Origin of the sequence: Pseudomonas sp. 11/12A (assembly GCF_000800055.1) — a bacterium.
Lineage (GTDB): Bacteria > Pseudomonadota > Gammaproteobacteria > Pseudomonadales > Pseudomonadaceae > Aquipseudomonas > Aquipseudomonas mohnii.
This window is the reverse complement of the sequence record NZ_JUGV01000001.1, coordinates 5,008,005-5,029,985: the sequence shown is the minus strand read 5'-3', so window position 1 is coordinate 5,029,985 and position 21,981 is coordinate 5,008,005. Positions and strand designations below refer to the sequence as shown.

Below are 21,981 nucleotides of genomic sequence, written 5' to 3'. Positions count from 1 at the left end.
GTGGTTATGGGTGATCGGCACGACTATGTGGCCCTCGAATGGGTCAAAGGCGAGATTGCCGAAACGCTGAAGCAGGCTCATCACGCCATCGAAACCCTGCTGGATGATCCGCAGGCGACGCACGCGCTGAGCGATTGCCTGGCGTGCATCCATCAGGTTCACGGCAGTTTGCAGATGGTCGAATTCTACGGCGCGGCCCTGCTCGCCGAAGAGATGGAGCAGCTTGTGTACGCCCTGCAACAGGACCGCGTCAGCCACCGTGACGAGGCGCTGCACCTGTTGATGCAAGCCTTGGGGCAACTGCCGATTTACCTCGAACGGGTCCAGGGCGCGCGTCGCGACTTGCCGCTGGTGGTGCTGCCGCTGATCAACGATCTGCGTAGCGCCCGTGGTGAAGGCCTGTTGTCGGAAACCAGCCTGTTCAGCCCACAGTTGCCTGATCTGCCGCCCCTGGATGAGGAATCGCTGGCGCTGCTGGAACCGGCGGAGCTGCCGAGCGTGCTGCGCAAATTGCGGCAAATGTTGCAGATGGCCCTGGTGGGCTTGCTCCGTGAGCAGGATGACGAGGCTAACCTCGGTTATCTGGCCAAGGTATTCAGTCGCCTCGAAAGCCTGTGCGGTAACGCACCCTTGAGCCCGTTGTGGCAGGTCGCTTCGGCGCTGGTCGAAGGCATGCGCGGCGGTGCGATTGCCAACAGCCCCGCCTTGCGCAGCCTGTTCAAGGACGCCGACAAAGAACTCAAGCGCCTGCTCGAACAGGGCATGCCCGCGATCAATCAACCGGCGCCGCCGGAGCTGCTCAAGAGTTTGCTGTTTTACATTGCCAAAGCCGAACACCCCACCGGGCAGATGCTGACCATGAAAGATCGCTATGGACTGGATGACGCGTTACCCGACAGCGCGATGGTCGATGAAGAACGCGCACGGCTGGCCGGTCCCGACCGCGATGCCATGCGTTCGGTACTGGCGGCGCTCTGCGAGGAGCTGGTGCGGGTCAAGGAGCGTCTGGACTTGTTCGTGCGCAGCGACCGTCAACACGCCTCCGATCTCGACAGCCTGTTGGCGCCGCTGCGGCAAATCGCCGACACCCTGGCGGTGCTGGGTTTCGGTCAGCCGCGCAAGGTCATCATTGACCAATTGGCGGTGGTGCTGAGTCTCGCCCAGGGCCAGCGTGCGCCCGATGACGCGATTCTCATGGATGTGGCCGGGGCCTTGCTCTATGTCGAGGCGACGCTGGCCGGCATGGTCGGCACCGTGGAACCGGAGAGTCAGGAAGAAAGCCGTCTGCCGACCACCGACCTGACGCAGATTCACCAGATCGTGATCAAGGAAGCGCGCATCTGCCTGCAACAGGCCAAGGACATGATCGTCGACTACATCGACGCCGACTGGGACCGTCAGCATTTACAGGCGCTGCCGGCCCTGTTGACCCAGGTTCGCGGTGCGCTGGCGATGATTCCGTTGAGCCGCGCGGCCAGCCTGATCGAATCCTGCAATCACTTCATCCGCGAGCACCTGCTGCTCGATCCCGGCCAGCCCGACTGGCAGGAACTGGACAGCCTGGCCGACGTTATCGCCAGCCTCGAATACTACCTGGAGCGCCTTAACGATGACCCGGAAGCCCCCGGTGAGTCATTGCTCGATATCGCCGAAAAAAGCCTGGCGTCACTCGGTTTCTTCCCCAGCGAACAGCACGTGCCAGTACTCGAGGATGTGTTGAGCCCGAGCGAAGCGCAGGTCATGCAACAGATGCAGGAACTGGACGGCCCGGCCATCGCCCAGACCCTGGCGGATGTGATGGCCAGCCCGGTCTCGGCGCTGAACCCGCCCGCCCTGACCACGCCGGGCAGCCTGCTGCCGCCGCCTGCCGGTGAAGCGCCGGTGGATGACGAACTGCGCGAAGTGTTCCTCGAAGAGGCCGACGAGGTGCTGCAAATCCTTCGGGAATACTTGCCGCGCAGGTCGGCCGCCCCCGATGACCCGTCAGCCCTGGGGGACGTGCGTCGCGCGTTCCATACGCTGAAGGGCAGTGGTCGAATGGTCCGTGCGCTGGTGCTCGGCGAACTGGCCTGGGCCGTGGAAAACCTGCTCAACCGCGTGCTGGAGCACAGCGTCGCACCGTGCGCTGCCGTGCAACAACTGTTGGCTGATGTGGTGGCGCTGCTGCCGGAACTGGTGGCCGAATTTGCCGCCGGTGCACAACGCCAGCGCAACGACGTCGACCAATTGGCCGCCCGCGCCCATGCCCTGGCCAAGGGCGAGGAATGGGCCGTCGATGAAGATACCCAGGACGTCGCGGCCCTTGATCCCTTGCTGCTGGAGATCTTCCGCAAAGAAGCCGAAACCCATTTGAACAGCCTCAACCGCTTCCTGGATCAGGCTGCCGAACACGTGCCGCTGCAGGCCAGCGATGAGTTGCAGCGCGCCTTGCATACCCTCAAGGGCAGTGCGTCGATGGCCGGGGTGTTGCCGATTGCCGAGCTGGCGGCGCCGCTGGATCAACTGGCCCGGGAATACAAGGCCCACCAGATCGCCCTGGATCTGGACGAAGTCGAATTGCTGTTGGAAGCCGAAGGTTTGTTCCGCCTCGGCTTGCGCCAACTCAAGACGGACCCGTTGGCCGAGATCCCTGACGCTGTTGCCTTGATCGAGCGCACCCAGGCACTGTTGGCCGAACGTCTGGCCAGCCTGTCGAACACCCCGAGCACAGGGCTGCGCATCAAGCGCGATCCGCAATTGATCAACAACTTTCTGGCCCAGGGCATGGACATCCTGCTGGACGCCGAAAGCCTGTTGCAACGCTGGCAGCAACACCCTGGCGAACGCCAGGAACTCAGTGCGCTGCTGGATGAATTGACCACCCTCGGCGAAGGTGCACACCTGGCCGATCTGCATCCGGTGGACGAATTGTGCGAAGCCTTGCTCGACCTTTACGGTGCGGTGGAAGAAAGCAGTCTGGCGGTCAGCGAGGCGTTTTTCCAGGAAGCGCAAAGTGCCCACGAAGCGCTGATCAACATGCTTGATGAACTGGCTGCCGGCCAGGAAGTCAGCCCGTGTCCGGAAAGGATTCGTGCCTTGCACGGTTTGCTCGATCAGAGCCTGGACCCATCGGCCATGGGCCTGATTCGTAGCGACGGCAGCCGCACCCTGAGCATCCGCGAACTGTCCGATGTCACCGCCGAACTCGAAAACAGCCTGCCCCCTGTGGGCGCTGGCTTGCCAGCGATGGTCGTCAACGATGACGCATTTTTATTGGAAAAACGCGGTGTCGGTGAGTCCTTCGCTGGCAAGCCAGCTCCTACAGAGAACCGTGGTAAGGACCTGGACGACGAGATTGTTTCGATCTTCCTCGAAGAGGCCGTGGATATCCTCGAAAGCGCCGGCCAGGCCTTGCAGCGCTGGTTGGGTGAACCGCAGAACGTCGCGCCGCTGTCGTCCTTGCAAAGGGACATGCACACCCTCAAGGGCGGTGCGCGCATGGCCGAGGTCCAGCCGGTCGGTGACCTGGCCCATGAACTGGAAAACCTCTACGAAGGCCTGGTCGACCGTCGTTACAGCTACAGCGTCGGGTTGACCGATTTGCTGCAACGCAGCCATGAGCGGCTGGCGCAAATGCTTGAGCAGCTGCAACAGCACCAGCCCTTGGGCGACTCGAGCGAGTTGATCGACGCGATCCGCGTGTTGCGCCAAGGGCAAGCGGGCCACGCCGATGTGATCGAACCTGTGGCCAGCCATGACTCGGCCCATCACGACAGCGAGCTGCTGGACATCTTCCTCGAAGAAGGTTTCGACATCATCGAAAGCTCCGGTGCGGCGCTGGTGCGCTGGCAGGCCGAGCCGTCGAATCGTCAGGAAGTGGAAACCCTGCTGCGCGACCTGCACACGCTCAAGGGCGGCGCCCGTATGGTGGAAATCGCCCCGATCGGCGATTTGGCCCATGAGCTGGAGTTTCTTTACGAAGGTTTATCCACCGGGGTGCTGAAACCAACGTCGGCGTTGTTCGAGCTGCTGCAACGCAGCCATGACCGCCTGGCGCAAATGCTCGACGCGACCCGCGCTGGCGAACCCTTGCCGCCGGCCGATCGGCTGATCGACGCGATCAAGAATTTCAGCCACCCGGCGCTGCCTGAAGCGCCAGCGCCAATGTCGTTGCCCGTCACCACAAAAACCGAAGCCCCGCAGCAGCCCGATGCCGGGGCCGACATGGTCAAGGTTTCGGCGGAACTGCTCGATGACCTGGTCAACCTGGCCGGCGAGACATCAATCTTTCGCGGCCGCATCGAGCAGCAGGTCAGCGATGCGCAAATCGCCCTGAACGAGATGGAAACCACCATCGAACGGATGCGCGATCAACTGCGTCGACTCGATATCGAAACCCAGGGCCGGATCCTCAGTCGCCAGCAAGTCGACGCCGAACGTCTGGGTTACGAGGAGTTCGATCCGCTGGAGATGGACCGTCACTCGCAATTGCAGCAACTGTCGCGGGCGCTGTTCGAATCGGCCTCCGACCTGCTCGACCTCAAGGAAACCCTCGACCGGCGCAATCAGGACGCGGAAAACCTGCTGCAACAGCAAGGCCGCATCAACACCGAACTGCAGGAAGGCCTGATGCATACGCGCATGGTGCCGTTCGAGCGGATGCTGCCGCGCTTGAAGCGCATCGTTCGTCAGGTGTCCGAAGAGTTGGGCAAGGACGTCGAGTTCATCGTCGAAAACGCTGAAGGCGAGATGGATCGCAACGTGCTCGAACGCATGGCCGCACCGCTTGAGCACATGCTGCGCAACGCCGTGGACCATGGCCTGGAATCTACCGAGGCGCGAATAGCGGCGGGTAAACCGGCGCAGGGACGGATCACCCTCGATCTGTTGCGCGAGGGCGGCGACATCATTTTCGATATCCGCGACGACGGTGCCGGCGTTTCCCTGGAGGCGGTGCGGCGCAAGGCGATCAAGCGCGGTTTGCTCGATCCGAACAGCGAGATCAGCGACCGCGACGTGCTGCAATTCATCCTGCAGCCGGGGTTCTCCACAGCCGAGAAAATCACCCAGATTTCCGGGCGGGGCGTCGGCATGGATGTCGTGCATGAAGAAGTACGGCAACTGGGCGGCAGCATGAGCATCGATTCCGTGCGGGGGCAGGGCGTGCACTTCCGCATTCGCCTGCCGTTCACGGTGTCGGTCAACCGCGCGCTGATGGTGCAATGTGGCGAGGATCAGTACGCGATCCCGCTGAACACCATCGACGGGATCGTCCGCGTATTGCCCAACGAGCTCGAAGGGCATTTCCGCCTCGACCCGCCGACCTATGAATACGCCGGGCAGCGTTATGAACTGTGCTACCTGGGCGAACTGCTGAAAACCAGTCCACGGCCAAAACTGCTGGGCCAGAACCTGCCGCTGCCGGTGCTGCTGGTGCAGTGCAACGAACGGCACATCGCGGTGCTGGTCGATGCCATGGCCGGCACTCGCGAGATCGTGGTCAAGAGCCTCGGCCCGCAGTTCGCGGCCGTGAAGGGCGTGTCCGGCGCGACGATCCTGGGGGATGGCCGGGTGGTGCTGATCCTGGATTTGCTGGCGCCGATCCGCGCCCTGCAAGCCCATGAACCACAGCGTCCGGCGAATCCCGATACCGAGAGCGAGCCGCAACGGCCGTTGCTGATCATGGTGGTCGATGACTCGGTCACCGTGCGCAAGGTCACCAGCCGCTTGCTCGAACGCCACGGCATGAATGTGCTGACGGCCAAGGACGGGGTCGACGCCATGCTGCTGCTTGAAGAACACATGCCCGACGTATTGCTGCTCGACATCGAAATGCCGCGCATGGACGGTTTCGAAGTGGCAACGCTGGTACGCAGCGACGAGCGTTTGAAGCACCTGCCGATTATCATGATCACCTCGCGCACCGGGCAGAAACACCGCGACCGCGCCATGGCCATCGGCGTCAACGACTACCTCGGCAAGCCGTACCAGGAATCGGTACTGCTCGAAAGCATCGCCCTATGGAGCAAAACCCATGCTTGAGCGGCTGATCGACCAGCGCACCAGCCACCTCACCGGCCTCTTGCTGCCACTGGCCGACCGTAACCTGATCCTGCCCAACGTCGCGGTCGCCGAACTGATCGACTACCAGCCTGCGGCATTCGACCTCGACACGCCGCCCTGGTATCTGGGGCAAGTACCGTGGCGCAACCGGCAAATCCCGCTGCTCAGTTTCGAGTCGGCGTGCGGCAGTAAAATTATCATCGGTGAGCGCGCCCGAATCGTCATCCTCAACGCCCTCGGCGGCCGCCCCGAGCTGAAATTCATCGCCATGCTGGTCCAGGGCATTCCCCGCTCGTACAAGCTCGACAGTCAGTTGAGCTATGTCGACGTGCCGTTGTGCTCGCTGGAAAAAGCCGCGGTGCAAGTCGGCGATCAAGTGGCCAGGGTTCCGGATTTGCTGGCGTTGGAAGAGTTGTTGGTGGAGGCGGGGTTGGTCTGACTGGCCCCATCGCGAGCAGGCTCGCTCCCACAGGGTTTTATGGACGCCGCAGACCCAATGTGGGAGCGAGCCTGCTCGCGATGGCGTCCGACGGTTCAATCATTAACCTGACCGTAACAATCCACCTCGCTGCTTGATTGATACCCCCCACCCAACGCTCCTAAGGTGACTCCACGACAGCGAACCCGTGGAGTGGTCATGACAACAACAATATCCCCCGACTCGCGATGGACGCGGCGGCGCAGCGAAAAGCAGCGGCGTCTCGAACGGGTGCGGGGCCTTGCCGACGGTGTGGTGTTGCCCACCGACAAGATCGTGGCGGCGCTGGAGGCGTTGATTCTGCCCGGCGACCGTGTGGTGCTGGAGGGCAACAACCAGAAGCAGGCGGATTTTCTCTCCCGCTCGTTGGTCAAGGCCGATCCAGGCAAGCTGCATGATTTGCACATGATCATGCCCAGCGTCGGACGCGCCGAGCATCTGGACCTGTTCGAACGCGGCATCGCCAGCAAGCTCGACTTCGCCTTCGCCGGTGCGCAAAGCTTGCGCATCAGCCAGTTGCTCGAAGACGGACTGTTGGAAATCGGCGCGATCCACACCTACATCGAACTCTATGCACGGCTGGTGGTGGACCTGATTCCCAACGTCGTGCTCTCGGCCGGTTTCATGGCCGACCGCGCCGGCAACATCTACACCGGGGCGAGTACCGAAGACACTCCAGCCTTGATCGAGCCGGCGGCGTTCAGCGACGGCATCGTCATCGTCCAGGTCAATCAGTTGGTGGACGACGTCAGCGAGTTGCCCCGCGTCGACATTCCTGCGTCCTGGGTCGACTTTGTGGTAGTGGCCGACAAGCCGTTCTACATCGAACCGCTGTTCACGCGCGACCCCCGGCACATCAAGCCTGTGCATGTGCTGATGGCAATGATGGCAATTCGCGGTATCTACGAAAAACACAACGTTCAGTCACTCAATCACGGCATCGGTTTCAACACCGCCGCCATCGAGCTGATCCTGCCGACCTACGGCGAATCCCTCGGTCTTAAAGGCAAGATCTGCCGCAACTGGACGCTCAATCCGCACCCGACGTTGATCCCGGCGATTGAAAGCGGTTGGGTCGAAAGCGTGCATTGCTTTGGCACCGAACTGGGCATGGAAAACTACATTGCCGCCCGGCCTGACGTGTTCTTCACCGGGCGTGACGGTTCCATGCGTTCCAACCGCATGTTCAGCCAACTCGCCGGTCAATACGCGGTGGACTTGTTTATCGGCGCCACCCTGCAAGTCGATGGCGACGGCCATTCTTCGACCGTGACCCGAGGACGCCTTGCCGGTTTCGGCGGCGCACCGAACATGGGCCACGACCCGCGTGGTCGGCGTCACGGTACGCCGGCCTGGCTCGACATGCGCCACGCCGATGCCGCCGAACCGATGCTCGAGCGCGGCAAGAAACTCGTGGTGCAGATGGTCGAGACCTTCCAGGAGGGCGGAAAACCGACCTTCGTCGAAACCCTCGATGCAATCGAAGTGGCGAAAAAAAGCGGCATGCCGTTGGCGCCGATCATGATCTACGGCGACGACGTCACCCACCTGCTGACCGAAGAAGGCATTGCCTACCTGTACAAGGCCCGCTCGCTGGAAGAGCGCCGCGCGATGATCGCCGCCGTCGCGGGGGTGACCGCCATCGGCCTGCGTCATAACCCCAAAGACACGGCGCGCATGCGCTGTGAAGGCCTGATCGCCTTGCCCGAAGACCTCGGCATCCGGCGCACCGACGCCACCCGCGAGTTGCTCGCCGCCAAAAGCGTGGCCGATCTGGTGGAGTGGTCCGGTGGCCTCTATAACCCGCCCGCCAAATTCAGGAGCTGGTAATGCACGCATTCAACCTGCAAGCGAAAACCCTGACCCTGGCCGAACGGCTGGCGGACCTGGCGGTGGACGCGCTGATCGACGAAGCGGACCTGTCGCCGAAACCGGCGTTGGTGGACCGACGCGGCAGCGGTGCCCATACCGATTTGCACCTGGGGCTGATGCACGCCTCGGCACTGGCATTGTGGCCGGCGTTCAAGGAAATGGCTGAAGTCGCCATCGAGATCGGCGAGATCGGTTTGCCCCTGCGTGAGGCCATCGGGCTGATCGGTCGAGAGGGCGAGCAAGCGATGCTCGCCACCACCCACGGCGTGAATACCCATCGCGGGGCCATTTGGGCGTTGGGCCTGTTGGTTGCGGCAGCCGCGCTGGAGCCTGAATCCGCGGCCGCAAGTTCCATCGCCCTGCGCGCCGCACGCCTGGCCTTGCTCGACGACCGCCATGCGCCACGGCCCCTGAGCCACGGTGCCCAGGTCACCCTGCGCTACGGCGCTCGCGGTGCCCGGGAAGAAGCGCAGTTGGGCTTTCCGGCAGTCACCCAACGCGCCCTGCCGCAGCTCAAACGCAGCCGCGCCGCCGGCCATGGCGAACAGAACGCCCGGCTCGATGCGCTGCTGGCGATCATGACCCGACTGGCCGACACCTGCGTGCTGTACCGCGCCGGCGAACAAGGCCTGTACACCATGCAACGTGGCGCCCAGGCGGTACTCGACGCGGGTGGCAGTGCCAGCCTGGCCGGTCGCCGTCGTTTGCATGACCTGGACCAACAATTAATCGCGCTGAATGCCTCGCCCGGCGGTGCTGCCGACCTGCTCGCCGCCTGCCTGTTCATCGACCGCATCGAGTCCGGCGACGGCATCAACCAGGGAGCCTTTTGATGGAAACCTTATCCTTTGAATTCCCCGCCGGGCAGCCGCCACGCGGCCGCACACTGGTGGGCTGTGTCGGCTCGGGCGATCTGGAAGTGCTGATCGAGCCGGGTCAGGCCGGCAAGTTGACCATCACCGTGCACACCTCGGTCAATGGCAGCGAACAACGCTGGCAGCACCTGTTTGCACGAATGTTCGACGGTCAGACACCGCCGGCGATGGACATCGACATTCACGATTTCGGCGCCACCCCTGGCGTGGTGCGTTTGCGCCTGGAGCAGGGTTTCGAGGAGATCGGCCATGACTGACAGCGCAGAACTGCTGCACAAGCACAGCTTCGTCGAACTCGGCGCCCGCCAACGGGCAAAGGCCTTGCTCGATGCCGGCACCTTTCGCGAATTGCTCGACCCGTTTCAACGGGTCATGTCGCCCTGGTTGTCGCGTCAGGGCGTGGTGCCACAGGCCGATGACGGCGTGATCATTGCCAAGGGCAGCATCGACGGTTTGCCGGTGGTGGTCGGGGCTATCGAAGGGTCGTTCCAGGGCGGCAGCCTCGGTGAAGTGGGCGGGGCGAAACTGGCCGGTGCCTTGGAACTGGCGGCTGAAGACAACCGCAACGGCATCCCGACCCGTGCCGTGCTGCTGCTGGAAACCGGTGGCGTACGTTTGCAGGAGGCCAACCTCGGCTTGGCGGCGATTGCCGATGTTCATGCGGCGATTGTCGATCTGCGCCAGTACCAACCCGTGATTGGCGTGGTGGCGGGCAGTGTTGGCTGCTTCGGCGGCATGTCGATTGCCGCCGGCTTGTGCAGCTACTTGCTGGTCACCCAGGAAGCGCGTCTCGGCCTGAACGGCCCGCAGGTGATCGAACAGGAGGCCGGACTTGAGGAATACGACTCGCGGGATCGTCCGTTCATCTGGAGCCTGACTGGCGGCGAACAACGGTTTGCCACCGGCCTGGTGGATCGCTACGCCGAGGACGACGTGGCGCAGATCCGCCAGCAGGTCAGCGCGTTGCTCAAGCAGGGTTTGCCCGCGCAGCAACGCAGCACACAGGCCGAACTGTTTCTGCAACGGCTGGCGCGTCTGGACGCCGGGCCGCAAATCGAGCCTTCAGTGGTTCGCGATCTGTATCAAGGAGAGCGCTCATGAGTGCGTATTCCCTGAGGGGCTTGAACTGGTTCAACGCCTTGAGTGCTGGCGCCAAAGCGGTCGAAGGTTTACCGGCGTCGCTGAAGGTGGCGGATGGCTTTCTAGGTGAACAAGCCGTTCGGTTTATCGCGGTGGTGGCCGATCCGGACAACCGTTTCGTTCGTGCCCGTCATGGTGAAGTCGGCTTGCTCGAAGGTTGGGGCCTGGCCAAGGCGGTGGACGAAGTCATCACGGCCGATCAGGACAAACCGCAAAAACGGGCCTTGATCGCCATCGTTGATGTACCGAGCCAGGCTTATGGCCGGCGCGAAGAAGCGCTCGGCATTCATCAGGCCCTGGCCGGTGCCGCCGACAGCTATGCCCGTGCCCGACTGGCCGGCCATGCCGTGATCGGTTTGCTGGTGGGCAAGGCCATGTCCGGGGCGTTTCTCGCCCACGGCTATCAAGCCAACCGGCTGATTGCCCTGCGTGATCCTGGGGTGATGGTGCATGCCATGGGCAAGGCTTCGGCGGCGCGGGTGACGCTGCGCAGTGTCGAAGAACTGGAAGCCCTGGCCGCCAGCGTGCCGCCGATGGCCTATGACATCGACAGTTATGCCAGCCTCGGTTTGCTCTGGGAAACCTTGTCGGTGGAGCAGATCGAACAACCCTCGGCGAACGATCTGGCGCGAGTGGCTGAGTGCCTGACATTGGCCATCGGCGATGTCGCTGCCAAGGGACGCGACCTGAGTGGCCGCCTCGGTGCCACCAATCGCACGGCCTCCAGCCAGGTTCGCCAATTGCTGAGGGCGCAGTGGTGAACACGCTGCTGGCGCACGACCTGCTCTGGGGGATGACCCCGGAGCAGTTGCCAGCGGATGCGCCGGCGTGGGCGATCGAGTCGGTCCTCGCCGGGCAACCGGTCGTGGTGCGGCGCGCCTTGTCAGCGGCCGGGCAGGTCGCGGTCGGTGTGCGTGGCCGTCAGCGCGAACAGCGTTACGCGGCGTCGATGGCGATTGCTTCGATCACCCGTCGGGTGTCGCCGGAGGCGCTCTGTCATGTCGATATCGACCGGGACTTGCCGGTGCTTCAGGCCCTGGCTCAATTGCGGCCGACGCTGGAGGGTTGCGGTCGGGTCTGGGGTGTCAGCGGCAGTGCCGGGTTTGAACTGGCCAGCGGGTTTTCAGCCTTGCATGAGGGCAGCGATCTCGACCTGATACTTCGTACACCGCAGCCGCTGAGCCGTGCTGAATCTCGGGCGCTGGTGGCGATTCTGGACCGCGCCATCTGTGTAGTGGACATGCAGTTGCAGACGCCATTCGGCGCCGTCGCGTTGCGCGAATGGGCCGGTTCTTCGAATCGCGTGCTGCTTAAGAACGCAAGCCAGGCTTCTCTGGTGCTCGATCCATGGAACCCGCAGGAGCAGGCAGCGTGAGCAGCTTGTTGGTGTTCCCCGGTCAGGGTGCGCAGCAGCCGGGCATGCTTCAGCGCGTGCCTCGGGAAACCCTGATCGAGGCCAGCGACGTGCTCGGTGAGGATGTCTTGCTGCTGGATTCTGCTTCGGCTTTGCAGTCGACGCGGGCCGTTCAGTTGTGTCTGTTGATCGCCGGTGTGGCGGCTTCGCGGCAGTTGTCCGTCGCTGCGGACTACGTCGCCGGTTTGTCCATCGGCGCCTACCCGGCAGCGGTGGTGGCCGGTGCCCTGAGTTTCAGCGATGCGTTGCATCTGGTCAGCCTGCGCGGTGAGTTGATGCAGCAGGCTTATCCTCTGGGCTACGGCATGACCGCGATCATCGGTCTGGATCTGGCGACGGTCGAAGGTTTGCTGGCCCAGGTTCACGGCGACGACACGCCGGTTTACCTGGCCAACATCAACGCGGATAACCAGGTGGTGATCGCCGGCAGCGATGGCGCGATGAAAGCCGTCGCCGAACGGGCGAAAGGTCGTGGTGCCGGGCTGGCCAAGCGTCTGGCGGTGAGCGTGCCATCGCACTGCCCGCTGCTGGATGCCCCGGCGAAGGTCCTGGCCGAGGCCTTCGCCGGGGTGCCACTGAAAACGCCGGTCCTGGGTTATCTCAGCGGCAGCCGCGCGCGGATGGTGACCAACATCGAAGCGTTGCGCGACGACCTCGCTTTCAACATGTGCCGCGTGGTGGATTGGCGCGGCACGGTACAAAGCGCTTATGAGCGTGGCGTACGTCTACAGATCGAACTGCCGCCCGGTGCGGTGCTGACCGGGCTGGCGCGCCGGGTGTTCGAACAGGGGACCGTGATGGCTTTCGACGGTGCCCGGCTCGATACCCTGCAGGCGCTGTTGCGTGAGGAGGGAAGCCGCCAATCCTAGATCACTGACTCAGGCTTCGAACAACAAAAACAATATTCGACGATGCAATTTGAGGACTACAACAATGATTATTTACGGTGTGGCGCTGTTGGCGATCTGTACGCTGGCAGGGGTGATCATGGGTGACATGCTGGGCGTGTTGCTGGGCGTCAAATCCAACGTCGGCGGGGTCGGGATCGCGATGATCCTGCTGATCTGCGCGCGGTTGTGGATGCACAAGCGTGGCGGCATGACCAAGGACTGCGAGATGGGCGTCGGTTTCTGGGGCGCGATGTACATTCCGGTGGTGGTGGCAATGGCCGCGCAGCAGAACGTGGTCACGGCGCTGCACGGCGGCCCGGTGGCGGTGCTGGCGGCCATCGGCTCGGTGGTGGTCTGCGGCTGCACCATTGCTCTGATCAGCCGGACTCACAAAGGCGAACCCTTGCCCGATGAGCCGGCAGAAATAACCCCGGTTGGCGCATCGGCAGGAGGTCGCTGACATGTGGGATCTCATCGAGAAAGGTCTGGAACATAACGGTCTGGTCACGGCGTTCGCGTTCGTGGGCGTAATCATGTGGGTGTCGGTGGTGTTGTCCAAACGCCTGACTTTCGGGCGCATTCACGGCTCGGCGATTGCCATCGTCATCGGCCTGGTCCTGGCCTGGGTCGGCGGCACCATGACCGGCGGGCAAAAAGGCCTGGCGGACCTGACGCTGTTTTCCGGCATCGGCCTGATGGGCGGCGCCATGCTTCGCGACTTTGCCATCGTCGCCACGGCGTTCGAAGTGCAGGCGACGGAAGCGAAAAAGGCCGGTTTGATCGGGGTGATTGCGCTGCTGCTGGGCACGGTGTTGCCGTTCATTGTCGGTGCGAGCATCGCCTGGGCATTTGGTTATCGCGATGCGGTGAGCATGACCACCATTGGCGCTGGCGCGGTGACCTACATCGTCGGGCCGGTGACCGGGGCAGCGATTGGTGCCAGTTCCGATCTGGTGGCGTTGTCGATTGCTACCGGGCTGATCAAGGCGATTCTGGTAATGGTCGGCACGCCGATGGCGGCGCGCTGGATGGGCCTGGATAACCCGCGTTCGGCCATGGTGTTTGGCGGCCTGGCCGGGACGGTCAGCGGCGTGACGGCGGGGCTGGCGGCGACGGATCGGCGGCTGGTGCCTTACGGTGCGTTGACGGCGACCTTCCATACCGGGCTTGGGTGTTTGCTTGGGCCTTCGTTGTTGTTCTTCATCGTTCGGGGGATTGTCGGCTGATTTCAGATTCTGAGTTGTCTGGGCTATGCCATCGCTAGCAGGCTAGCTCCCACAGGGTGATCTGTTGGAACACCCTCTGTGGGAGCCAGCCTGCTGGCGATTGGCAGCAGCGCGGTCTCAGGCCTGTCGATTGGCATACATCCGACACTCGGCCAGCAACGCCAACAGATTCGGGTCACGCTCCTTGGCCTTGAGAAACACCACGCCGATGTGCTGCTGCAACCGGTATTTTTCCTGCAACGGGATCAGCTTCACCCGGTTCTCGTACACCGCCGCAATCCTGCCCGGCAGCAACGCATAACCCACCCCCGAACTGACCATGCTCAGCAAGGTGAAGATGTCGTTGACCTGCATCGCCACTTTTGGCTCGAACCCCGCCTGCTCGAATACCCGCTTGCCGTCCTGATGGGTGGCGAATCCCTGACTCAGGGTGATGAAGGTTTCGTCGCGCACTTCGGCGAGGTCGACTTCGGTGCGTTGGGCGAACTTCGAATCGGCCGGCGTGGCGAGAAAGATATCGTCGGAAAACAGTTGGATCTGCTCGCAATCCGGGTCGTTGATGCTGTCGTCCAGGGACACCAGGATCGCATCCACTTCCATGTTCTTGAGCTTGTAGAGCAGGTCGAAATTCGAACCAAGGATCAGGTCGATGTTGAGTTCGCTGCGGCGGATTTTCAGACCCATGATCAACTGCGGCACGGTTTTCACGGTCAGCGAATACAGCGAGCCCAGTTTGAAGCGTTCAGCGGAAAATCCGGCGGCCTCGCGCGTCAGGCGTACGCTCTCGACCACGTCCTGAATCAGCTTCTGCGCCCGTTCTTCCAGCACGTAGGCGCTTTCCAGCGGGGTCAGGTTGCGGCCTTCGTGTTTGAACAACGGGCAGCGCAAGGCGCTTTCCAGGGAGTGGATCGCCCGGTGCACGCTGACGTTGCTGGTCTGTAACTCGGCCGCGGCCCGGGCCAGATTGCCGGTGCGCATGAAGGCCAGGAACACCTCGAGTTTTTTCAGGGTCAACTCTTCGTCAATCAGCATGGCGCGGACTCTTTTTGGAATGACCCGATTGTGCCTAATTGCATTGGGTTACGCAGACCTTTGTGGGAGCTGGCTTGCCAGCGATGGCGCCAGGAAGATCAACGTAAAACTTGAGGCCCGACAGCAGAAAGCCGGCCATTGTGTTCTGAAACATTGCGCTTTTAAGCTTCAGGCCTAAGCCTTGTACGTTGGGCTAATGATTTTCGAGGTGGATGACCGATGTATCACGGGGAAAGACTCAATGCCTGGACGCATTTGATCGGGGCGGTGGCGGCGTTTGTCGGGGGTGTCTGGCTGATCGTCGTCGCCAGTCTGGACGGCAGTCCGTGGAAGATTGTCAGCATGGCGATCTACGCCTTCACCTTGCTGGTGCTGTACAGCGCGTCGACCGTGTACCACAGCGTGCGCGGGCGCAAGAAAGTGATCATGCAGAAGGTCGATCACTTTTCGATCTACCTGCTGATCGCCGGCAGCTATACGCCGTTTTGCCTGGTGACCTTGCGCGGGCCCTGGGGCTGGACGTTGTTCGGGATTGTCTGGGGGCTGGCGCTGATCGGCATTTTGCAGGAGATCAAGCCGCGCTCGGAAGCGCGGATTCTGTCGATCGTGATCTACGCGGTGATGGGCTGGATCGTACTGGTGGCGGTCAAGCCATTACTGGCGGCGCTGGGTGGCGCCGGGTTTGCGTGGTTGGCCTCGGGCGGGGTGTTGTACACCGTGGGCATTATCTTTTTTGCCCTCGATCATCGCCTGCGCCATGCCCACGGGATCTGGCATCTGTTCGTGATTGCCGGGAGCCTGCTGCACTTCGTGGCGATTTTCTTTTATGTCCTGTGATCGCTCCTACAGATCCGGCGCAAGACCAGCAATGCGATCGAGTTGTGCCTGGGCCTGTCGACTGAACACCTGCAACAGGTCGCTCAAAGTGTGGGGCGGCGGTTCCGTGGCGCGGGTCACCGCGTACAGGGTGATGGGCAGCGGTGGCGCGAGAGGGCGAATAGTCGTTGTGGCGGGGGAGGCACCCAAGGCGGTGAATGGATCGATCACCGCCAGCCCTGCACCGGACTCCACCATCGCCCGGGCCAGCGAATAGGTCTGCACCGCGATGCGCACCCGGGGCGGCGGTTCGACCGCTTCGAGGTAGCTGTCGAGCCGGGCGGCCAGCGGGTCGGCACTGGACAAGCCAATCAGCGGCGCATCGGCCAGGGCCATCAATGACAATGGCATGCCGGCCTGCGCCGATGGCCAGTAACCCGCCGGTGCCAGCACCACCAATACACCGCCCGCCAAGGCTTGGGCCTTGAGTCCCGGATGATCCGGTCTTTGCAGCGTCAGGGCGACATCCACTTCACGCATCAGCAGGTTCTGCACCAGCTCACGGCTATGGGCGCTGGACAGTTCGCAGGCGATGTCCGGGTAGCGTGCGGTCCACTCGTGAATGGCCGGCGGCAACAACGACAGGGCCAGCGCCGGCGTGGCGCCGATCCGCAGGCTGTGGCCCGGTTCGCGGCGCAGGCTCTGGGCCAGGCGCCGCACGCCTTGCAAGCTTTCGCTGACCTTGTCGACCTCGCGCTCCAGCTCCAGCGCTTCGGGCGTCGCTTGCAACTTGCCGCGAACCCGCAAGAACAACGGGAACCCCAACTGCTGCTCGGCGTGCTGCAGCACCTTGGTCACCGCCGGTTGCGAGACGTGCAGCAATTGCGCGGCGGCGCTGATCGATCCGGTTTGGCGGATGGCCTGGAAAATCTCGATGTGACGGAGGCGCATGGCGAATCCATAACCTTTGTTTATGGGTTAAGCATCTTTATTCATTGTTCGCCGCCTGTCACCTGGCCCTAACCTCGGCTTCGTCATCACAACGGTTTTAAGGACGGACATGGCTCAGCGTGTGTGCATCATCGGCGGCGGTGTGATTGGTCTGGCAACGGCCTATGCGCTGGTGCGCGACGGCTTTGAGGTAACCGTCATCGAGGCGCGGGACGCGTTGGGCAGCGAAACCAGTTTCGCCAATGGTGGGCAGCTCTCCTATCGCTACGTCGCACCTTTGGCTGACGCCGGTGTGCCGTTGCAGGCCATTGGCTGGATGCTGCGCGGCGATTCACCCTTGAAGCTGCGCCCGCGGTTCGACGCTGCGCAGTGGCGCTGGATGGCGTCTTTTCTCGGCGCTTGCCGCCGCTCGGTCAACCGTGAGAACGCCGCACACTTGCTGCGGCTGGCGCTGTTCAGTCAAGGCACATTGAAGGCATGGCGCGAAGACGATGGGCTTGCAGGCTTCCAATGGCGGCGCAACGGCAAACTGGTGACCTTCCGGGAGCGCGCCAGCTTCGAGCATGCATGCCAGCGGCTGGCCGACCATCAGCAGCAACAGGTGCTGTCGGCGGCCGAGTGCGCTCAACTTGAGCCGGCCCTGGCCGATGCACCCTTTGTCGGTGCGATTTATACGCCGGACGAAGAAGTGGGCGATTGCCATGCTTTCTGCCGGCTATTGGCTACACGGTTGCTAGCGTCCGGGCGTTGCGAATTACGCCTGGGGCAAGCGGTGACCGGTATTCGCCACGCCAACGGCAGCGTCAGCGCCATCGATCTGGGCGAGCAAGTGTTGCCGGTCGATCAATTGGTGATCGCCGCCGGCCACCGCAGTCCGCTGTTGGCATTGCCCGGTCTGCAATTGCCGTTGTATCCGCTCAAGGGCTACAGCCTGACGGTGCCCATCGGCCCCGAACACCAGGCCCCGGATGTGAGCATCACCGACTATGACCGCAAGATCGTATACGCACGGATCGGCGAGCAGTTGCGGGTGGCCGCGATGGTCGACATCGTTGGCTTTGATCCTGCTATAGACCCCAAGCGACTGGCGCTGATCAAGCGTCAGGCCCGTGACACCTTCCCCAATGCTGGGGCCTATGACGCGGCCACCGAATGGGCCGGGATGCGCCCGGCCACGCCGAGCGGCGTGCCGCTGCTGGGCGCAACGGCCTACCGCAACCTGTGGCTCAACATCGGTCATGGCGCGTTGGGTTTCACCCTGGCCTGTGGCAGTGGGCGGTTACTCAGCGAACTGATCGGCCAGCGCCGGCCCTCCATCGATATGCACGGTTTCAACCACCGGGCCGCCTGATCTTTTATTTGCCAAGAGGACACTGCAATGACCATTACCCGACTCCACAGCAACCCGAGGTTGTCTGGCGCCGTGACGTTTGGCGATCTGGTATTTCTCTCTGGCCAAGTGCCGGGTGAAGCCTCGGACGTGGGCGGTCAGACCCGCGAAGTGCTGGCCAGGATTGATGCGTTGCTGGCCGAAGCCGGCAGCCACAAGGATCAAATGCTCAGCGCGACCATTTACTTGAAAAACATCACCGACGATTTTGCCGCCATGAATGAGGTCTGGTCGACCTGGCTATCGCCAGGGCAGGCCCCGAGCCGCACGACCGTGCAGGCCGAGCTGGCGAGACCGCAGGTGCTGGTGGAAATCACTGTCATCGCCGCTCGTTTGAAATGACCGTCATCTAAAACCCACAACGGAGAATAACAATGCAAAAAATCACGTTGCTCGGCTGCACCCTCGGACTGTTGCTCGCGAGTCAGGTCCAGGCCAACGAGGCCCCACTGACCGGCACCCTGAGCAAGATCGCCAACGCCCAGAGCATTACCCTGGGCTATCGCGATGCGTCAGTGCCGTTCTCTTACGTGGGTGATCAAACCGGTAAACCGATGGGCTATTCGGTGGATCTGGCGGGCAAGATTGTCGAGCGTATCCAGCAACAATTGGCGTTGCCGGACCTGAAGGTGAAGTACAACCTGGTGACCTCGCAAACACGCATTCCTCTGGTGCAGAACGGTACCGTGGACCTGGAGTGTGGCTCCACGGGCGTGACCGCCGAGCGGCAGAAGCAAGTGGCGTTTTCCTATGGCTTCATCTATGTAAAAGGCCAATTGCTGACCGCCAGGGACAGCGGTATCAAAAGCTTCGCCGACTTGCGTGGCAAGAACGTGGTGACGACTGCCGGTACGACCAACGAGCGCTTCCTGAAGAGCTACAACGTCGACCACAAGATCGACATGTTCGTGATCAGCGCCAAGGACCACGGCGAAGCCTTTCAGATGCTGCAATCGGGTCGTGCCGCCGCTTTCTACATGGACGATGCGCTTCTCTACGGCGAGCGCGCCAAGGCCCATGACCCACACAAGTGGGTGGTGGTGGGAGAGGAACAATCGCGGGAAATCTACAGCTGCATGGTGCGCAAGGACGACCCGCAGTTCCTGGCGCTGGTCAACGGCGCACTGGGGGATCTGTACAGTTCGGGGGAAATCAACGGCATCTACCAGCGCTGGTTCGAACAGCCGATTCCGCCGAAGGGTTTGAACCTTGAGTTTCCGATGACCAGCGAACTCAAGGCGATCATTGCCAAGCCGGTGAGCGATCCGGTGCAATAGTTATCTGTGCTCTTCCCGTAGACCGCGTCGCGGCCATCGCGAGCAGGCTCGCTCCCACAGTGGAACGCATTTGAAATGTGGGAGCCTGCTCGCGACAGGGACCTAGAAATCGCCCCAAAGCTGCTGGGCCACCGCCAAGGCAACCACCGGCGCGGTCTCTGTGCGTAACACTCGTGGCCCCAGCCGGGCCGCATGAAAACCTGCGCCCTTGGCCTGATCCACTTCCGCATCCGATAACCCGCCTTCTGGGCCAATCAGAAAGGCCAGCGTCGCAGGCTTGGCATGACTGACCAGTGGTTCGGCCACCGGGTGCAGCACCAGCTTCAATTCAGCCTGAGTCTGCTTCAACCAATCGGCCAGCAGCACCGGCGGATGAATCACCGGCACCCGTGAGCGCCCGCATTGCTCGCAGGCGCTGACCGCGACCTGGCGCCAGTGCAGCAGGCGTTTATCGGCGCGCTCGTCCTTGAGCCGGACTTCGCAGCGTTCGCTGAAGATCGGGGTGATTTCGCTGACACCCAATTCAGTGGCTTTCTGGATCGCCCAGTCCATGCGCTCGCCACGGGACAGGCCCTGACCGAGATGGATCTGCAGTGGCGATTCGACCTGGCCGGCGAACTGCTCGTCGATCTGCACCACGACACGCTTCTTGCCGACCTCAACCAGACTGGCACGGAACTCCTGGCCCGAGCCATCGAACAGTTGCAGCAGATCGCCCTCGGCCATGCGCAACACGCGGCTGATGTAATGGGCCTGGGCTTCGGGCAATTCGTGTTCGCCGGTACTCAGGGGGGCGTCGATAAAGAAACGGGACAGTCTCATTTGAGTTCTCTACTAAATTCGATCGGAGTCGCTTTTGTGGCGAGGGCGCTTGCTCCCGCTCGACTGCGCCGCCGTCGTAAATCCAGTGGATGCAAGACCACTGGAAAAATCGGGTTGCAGGTTTGGGGCCGCTTCGCAGCCCAGCGGGAGCAAGTTCCCACGCCACAGGGTCGTGCAGTGACGGTCAGCCCGGATCACGGAACCCCGGATGGAAGTCCTTCGGCACCGAAACACTGACGCTGTCGCGAGTCGCGATGTCGATGCCTTCGCTGGCCACTTCGGCCAGAAAGTCGATCTGCTCCGGCGTGATCACATACGGCGGCAGGAAATACACCACGCTGCCCAGAGGTCGAAGTAAAGCACCGCGCTCCAGCGCATGCTGGAACACCTTCAGGCCACGGCGCTCCTGCCACGGATAGGCCTCTTTGCTGGCCTTGTCCTTGACCATTTCGATGGCCAGGACCATGCCGGTCTGGCGCACTTCGCTGATGTTCGGGTGATCCACCAGGTGCGCCGTGGAGGAGGCCATGCGCCGCGCCAGGGCCTTGTTGTTCTCGATGACGTTGTCTTCTTCGAAGATATCCAGCGTGGCCAGCGCCGCCGCACAGGCCAGCGGGTTGCCGGTGTAGCTGTGCGAGTGCAGGAAGGCGCGAAGGGTAGGGTAGTCGTCGTAGAAGGCGCTATAGACGTCTTCGGTGGTCACGCAGGCGGCCAGCGGCAGATAACCACCGGTCAGGGCCTTGGACAGGCAGAGGAAATCCGGACGGATGCCGGCCTGTTCGCAGGCGAACATGGTGCCGGTGCGGCCGAAGCCGACGGCGATTTCGTCGTGGATCAGGTGCACGCCATAACGGTCGCAGGCTTCGCGCAGCAGCTTGAGGTACACCGGGTGGTACATGCGCATGCCGCCGGCACCCTGGATCAGCGGCTCGACAATCACTGCCGCGACCGTGTCGTGGTTCTCGGCCAGGGTCTGTTCCATGGCGGCGAACATCGTGCGCGAGTGTTCTTCCCAGCTCATGCCTTCGGGGCGCAGGTAGCAATCCGGGCTTGGCACCTTGATGGTGTCGAGCAGCAGGGCTTTGTAGGTTTCGGTGAACAGCGGCACGTCGCCCACCGACATCGCCGCCATGGTTTCGCCGTGGTAGCTGTTGGTCAGGGTCACGAAGCGCTTCTTGTTCGGCTGACCGCGGTTGAGCCAGTAATGAAAGCTCATCTTCAGCGCCACTTCGATGCAGGACGACCCGTTATCGGCGTAGAAGCACCGCGTCAGGCCTTCCGGCGTCATCTTCACCAGGCGCTCGGACAGCTCGATCACGGGCTGATGGCTGAAACCGGCGAGGATCACGTGTTCGAGTTGATCGACCTGATCCTTGATGCGCTGGTTGATGCGCGGGTTGGCATGGCCGAACACATTGACCCACCAGGAGCTGACGGCATCGAGGTAGCGCTTGCCTTCGAAGTCTTCCAGCCAGACGCCTTCGCCGCGCTTGATCGGGATCAGTGGCAGTTGTTCGTGATCTTTCATCTGGGTGCAGGGATGCCACAACACCGCGAGATCGCGTTCCATCCACTGTTTATTCAGGCCCATTTTCACTCTCCTGGAGGCGGTCCGTGACAAGCGCGGACCTACAATCGCGCAAGCCTATGCAATGCATCGCGTGGGGACAACCCATTGTGTCGATTGAGCTACTTTGTATAGGGCGAAAGACGCTGCTGGCAGGTGTCTGACGCCTGACGTATCCTTCGCGGTTCT

19 protein-coding genes are annotated in these 21,981 nt (G+C 62.5%); 15 read left to right on the top strand and 4 right to left on the bottom strand.

The features are described 5' to 3' along the window. The first annotated feature begins 6 nt into the window (after positions 1 to 6). The 11 genes from GQ39_RS23155 to madM all read left to right on the top strand — a co-directional run bounded on the left by GQ39_RS23155 (position 7) and on the right by madM (position 13,937). Positions 7 to 6,021 (top strand): Hpt domain-containing protein, encoded by a 6,015-nt coding sequence (locus GQ39_RS23155; protein WP_047534493.1) that lies wholly within the window; start codon positions 7 to 9, stop codon positions 6,019 to 6,021. Further along, positions 6,014 to 6,481, top strand: coding sequence for a chemotaxis protein CheW (locus GQ39_RS23150; protein ID WP_047534491.1), 468 nt, complete (start codon positions 6,014 to 6,016; stop codon positions 6,479 to 6,481). Before GQ39_RS23155 ends, GQ39_RS23150 begins: the two co-directional genes overlap by 8 nt. Before the next feature lie 198 nt (positions 6,482 to 6,679). Further along, positions 6,680 to 8,350 carry a malonate decarboxylase subunit alpha gene (gene mdcA, locus GQ39_RS23145; protein WP_047534489.1) on the top strand — a complete coding sequence of 557 codons (1,671 nt, stop codon included), beginning with the start codon at positions 6,680 to 6,682 and terminating at the stop codon, positions 8,348 to 8,350. Further along, a complete protein-coding gene (locus GQ39_RS23140) occupies positions 8,350 to 9,225 on the top strand; it encodes a triphosphoribosyl-dephospho-CoA synthase (protein WP_047534487.1) in 876 nt (291 codons plus the stop codon). The genes mdcA and GQ39_RS23140 overlap by 1 nt, the downstream gene beginning before the upstream one ends. Next, positions 9,225 to 9,524 (top strand): malonate decarboxylase subunit delta, encoded by a 300-nt coding sequence (locus tag GQ39_RS23135; protein ID WP_047534481.1) that lies wholly within the window; start codon positions 9,225 to 9,227, stop codon positions 9,522 to 9,524. The genes GQ39_RS23140 and GQ39_RS23135 overlap by 1 nt, the downstream gene beginning before the upstream one ends. Continuing rightward, entirely contained in the window at positions 9,517 to 10,368 is an 852-nt protein-coding gene (locus GQ39_RS23130; RefSeq protein WP_047534477.1) for a biotin-independent malonate decarboxylase subunit beta, read from the top strand. The genes GQ39_RS23135 and GQ39_RS23130 overlap by 8 nt, the downstream gene beginning before the upstream one ends. After that, positions 10,365 to 11,168, top strand: coding sequence for a biotin-independent malonate decarboxylase subunit gamma (mdcE, locus tag GQ39_RS23125; RefSeq protein ID WP_047534475.1), 804 nt, complete (start codon positions 10,365 to 10,367; stop codon positions 11,166 to 11,168). The genes GQ39_RS23130 and mdcE overlap by 4 nt, the downstream gene beginning before the upstream one ends. Then, positions 11,162 to 11,782: a malonate decarboxylase holo-ACP synthase gene (locus tag GQ39_RS23120; protein ID WP_047534472.1), complete on the top strand. Its 621-nt coding sequence runs from the start codon at positions 11,162 to 11,164 to the stop codon at positions 11,780 to 11,782. The genes mdcE and GQ39_RS23120 overlap by 7 nt, the downstream gene beginning before the upstream one ends. Beyond that, positions 11,779 to 12,690 carry a malonate decarboxylase subunit epsilon gene (gene mdcH / locus GQ39_RS23115; protein ID WP_047534469.1) on the top strand — a complete coding sequence of 304 codons (912 nt, stop codon included), beginning with the start codon at positions 11,779 to 11,781 and terminating at the stop codon, positions 12,688 to 12,690. The genes GQ39_RS23120 and mdcH overlap by 4 nt, the downstream gene beginning before the upstream one ends. Before the next feature lie 64 nt (positions 12,691 to 12,754). After that, positions 12,755 to 13,171: a malonate transporter subunit MadL gene (gene madL / locus GQ39_RS23110; RefSeq protein WP_047534468.1), complete on the top strand. Its 417-nt coding sequence runs from the start codon at positions 12,755 to 12,757 to the stop codon at positions 13,169 to 13,171. Between the two features lies 1 nt (position 13,172). After that, positions 13,173 to 13,937, top strand: coding sequence for a malonate transporter subunit MadM (madM, locus tag GQ39_RS23105; protein ID WP_047534467.1), 765 nt, complete (start codon positions 13,173 to 13,175; stop codon positions 13,935 to 13,937). Between the two features lie 117 nt (positions 13,938 to 14,054). Here madM and GQ39_RS23100 read toward each other — a convergent pair whose 3' ends face one another. Further along, a complete protein-coding gene (locus GQ39_RS23100) occupies positions 14,055 to 14,969 on the bottom strand; it encodes a LysR family transcriptional regulator (RefSeq protein WP_047534466.1) in 915 nt (304 codons plus the stop codon). 219 nt (positions 14,970 to 15,188) lie between these two features. Between GQ39_RS23100 and trhA the strand changes: the two genes are divergently transcribed. Then, positions 15,189 to 15,806 (top strand): PAQR family membrane homeostasis protein TrhA, encoded by a 618-nt coding sequence (trhA, locus tag GQ39_RS23095; RefSeq protein WP_047534461.1) that lies wholly within the window; start codon positions 15,189 to 15,191, stop codon positions 15,804 to 15,806. 6 nt (positions 15,807 to 15,812) lie between these two features. Here the strand turns inward: trhA and GQ39_RS23090 are convergent, their stop codons facing one another. After that, entirely contained in the window at positions 15,813 to 16,736 is a 924-nt protein-coding gene (locus GQ39_RS23090; protein ID WP_047534460.1) for a LysR family transcriptional regulator, read from the bottom strand. Positions 16,737 to 16,845: 109 nt separating this feature from the next. Between GQ39_RS23090 and GQ39_RS23085 the strand changes: the two genes are divergently transcribed. The 3 genes from GQ39_RS23085 to GQ39_RS23075 are packed head-to-tail and all read left to right on the top strand — an operon-like array spanning position 16,846 to position 19,403. Continuing rightward, a complete protein-coding gene (locus GQ39_RS23085; protein ID WP_047534458.1) occupies positions 16,846 to 18,087 on the top strand; it encodes a D-amino acid dehydrogenase in 1,242 nt (413 codons plus the stop codon). Between the two features lie 27 nt (positions 18,088 to 18,114). After that, the gene (locus GQ39_RS23080; protein ID WP_047534456.1) at positions 18,115 to 18,468 is read left to right on the top strand and encodes a RidA family protein; all 354 of its coding nucleotides are present in this window, start codon (positions 18,115 to 18,117) and stop codon (positions 18,466 to 18,468) included. Positions 18,469 to 18,500: 32 nt separating this feature from the next. Further along, a complete protein-coding gene (locus GQ39_RS23075) occupies positions 18,501 to 19,403 on the top strand; it encodes a transporter substrate-binding domain-containing protein (RefSeq protein WP_047534454.1) in 903 nt (300 codons plus the stop codon). Positions 19,404 to 19,505: 102 nt separating this feature from the next. Here the strand turns inward: GQ39_RS23075 and GQ39_RS23070 are convergent, their stop codons facing one another. Continuing rightward, positions 19,506 to 20,225 carry a 16S rRNA (uracil(1498)-N(3))-methyltransferase gene (locus tag GQ39_RS23070; protein WP_047534452.1) on the bottom strand — a complete coding sequence of 240 codons (720 nt, stop codon included), beginning with the start codon at positions 20,223 to 20,225 and terminating at the stop codon, positions 19,506 to 19,508. A gap of 184 nt (positions 20,226 to 20,409) precedes the next feature. Next, a complete protein-coding gene (locus GQ39_RS23065; protein ID WP_047534450.1) occupies positions 20,410 to 21,816 on the bottom strand; it encodes an adenosylmethionine--8-amino-7-oxononanoate transaminase in 1,407 nt (468 codons plus the stop codon). Positions 21,817 to 21,981: the final 165 nt, after the last annotated feature.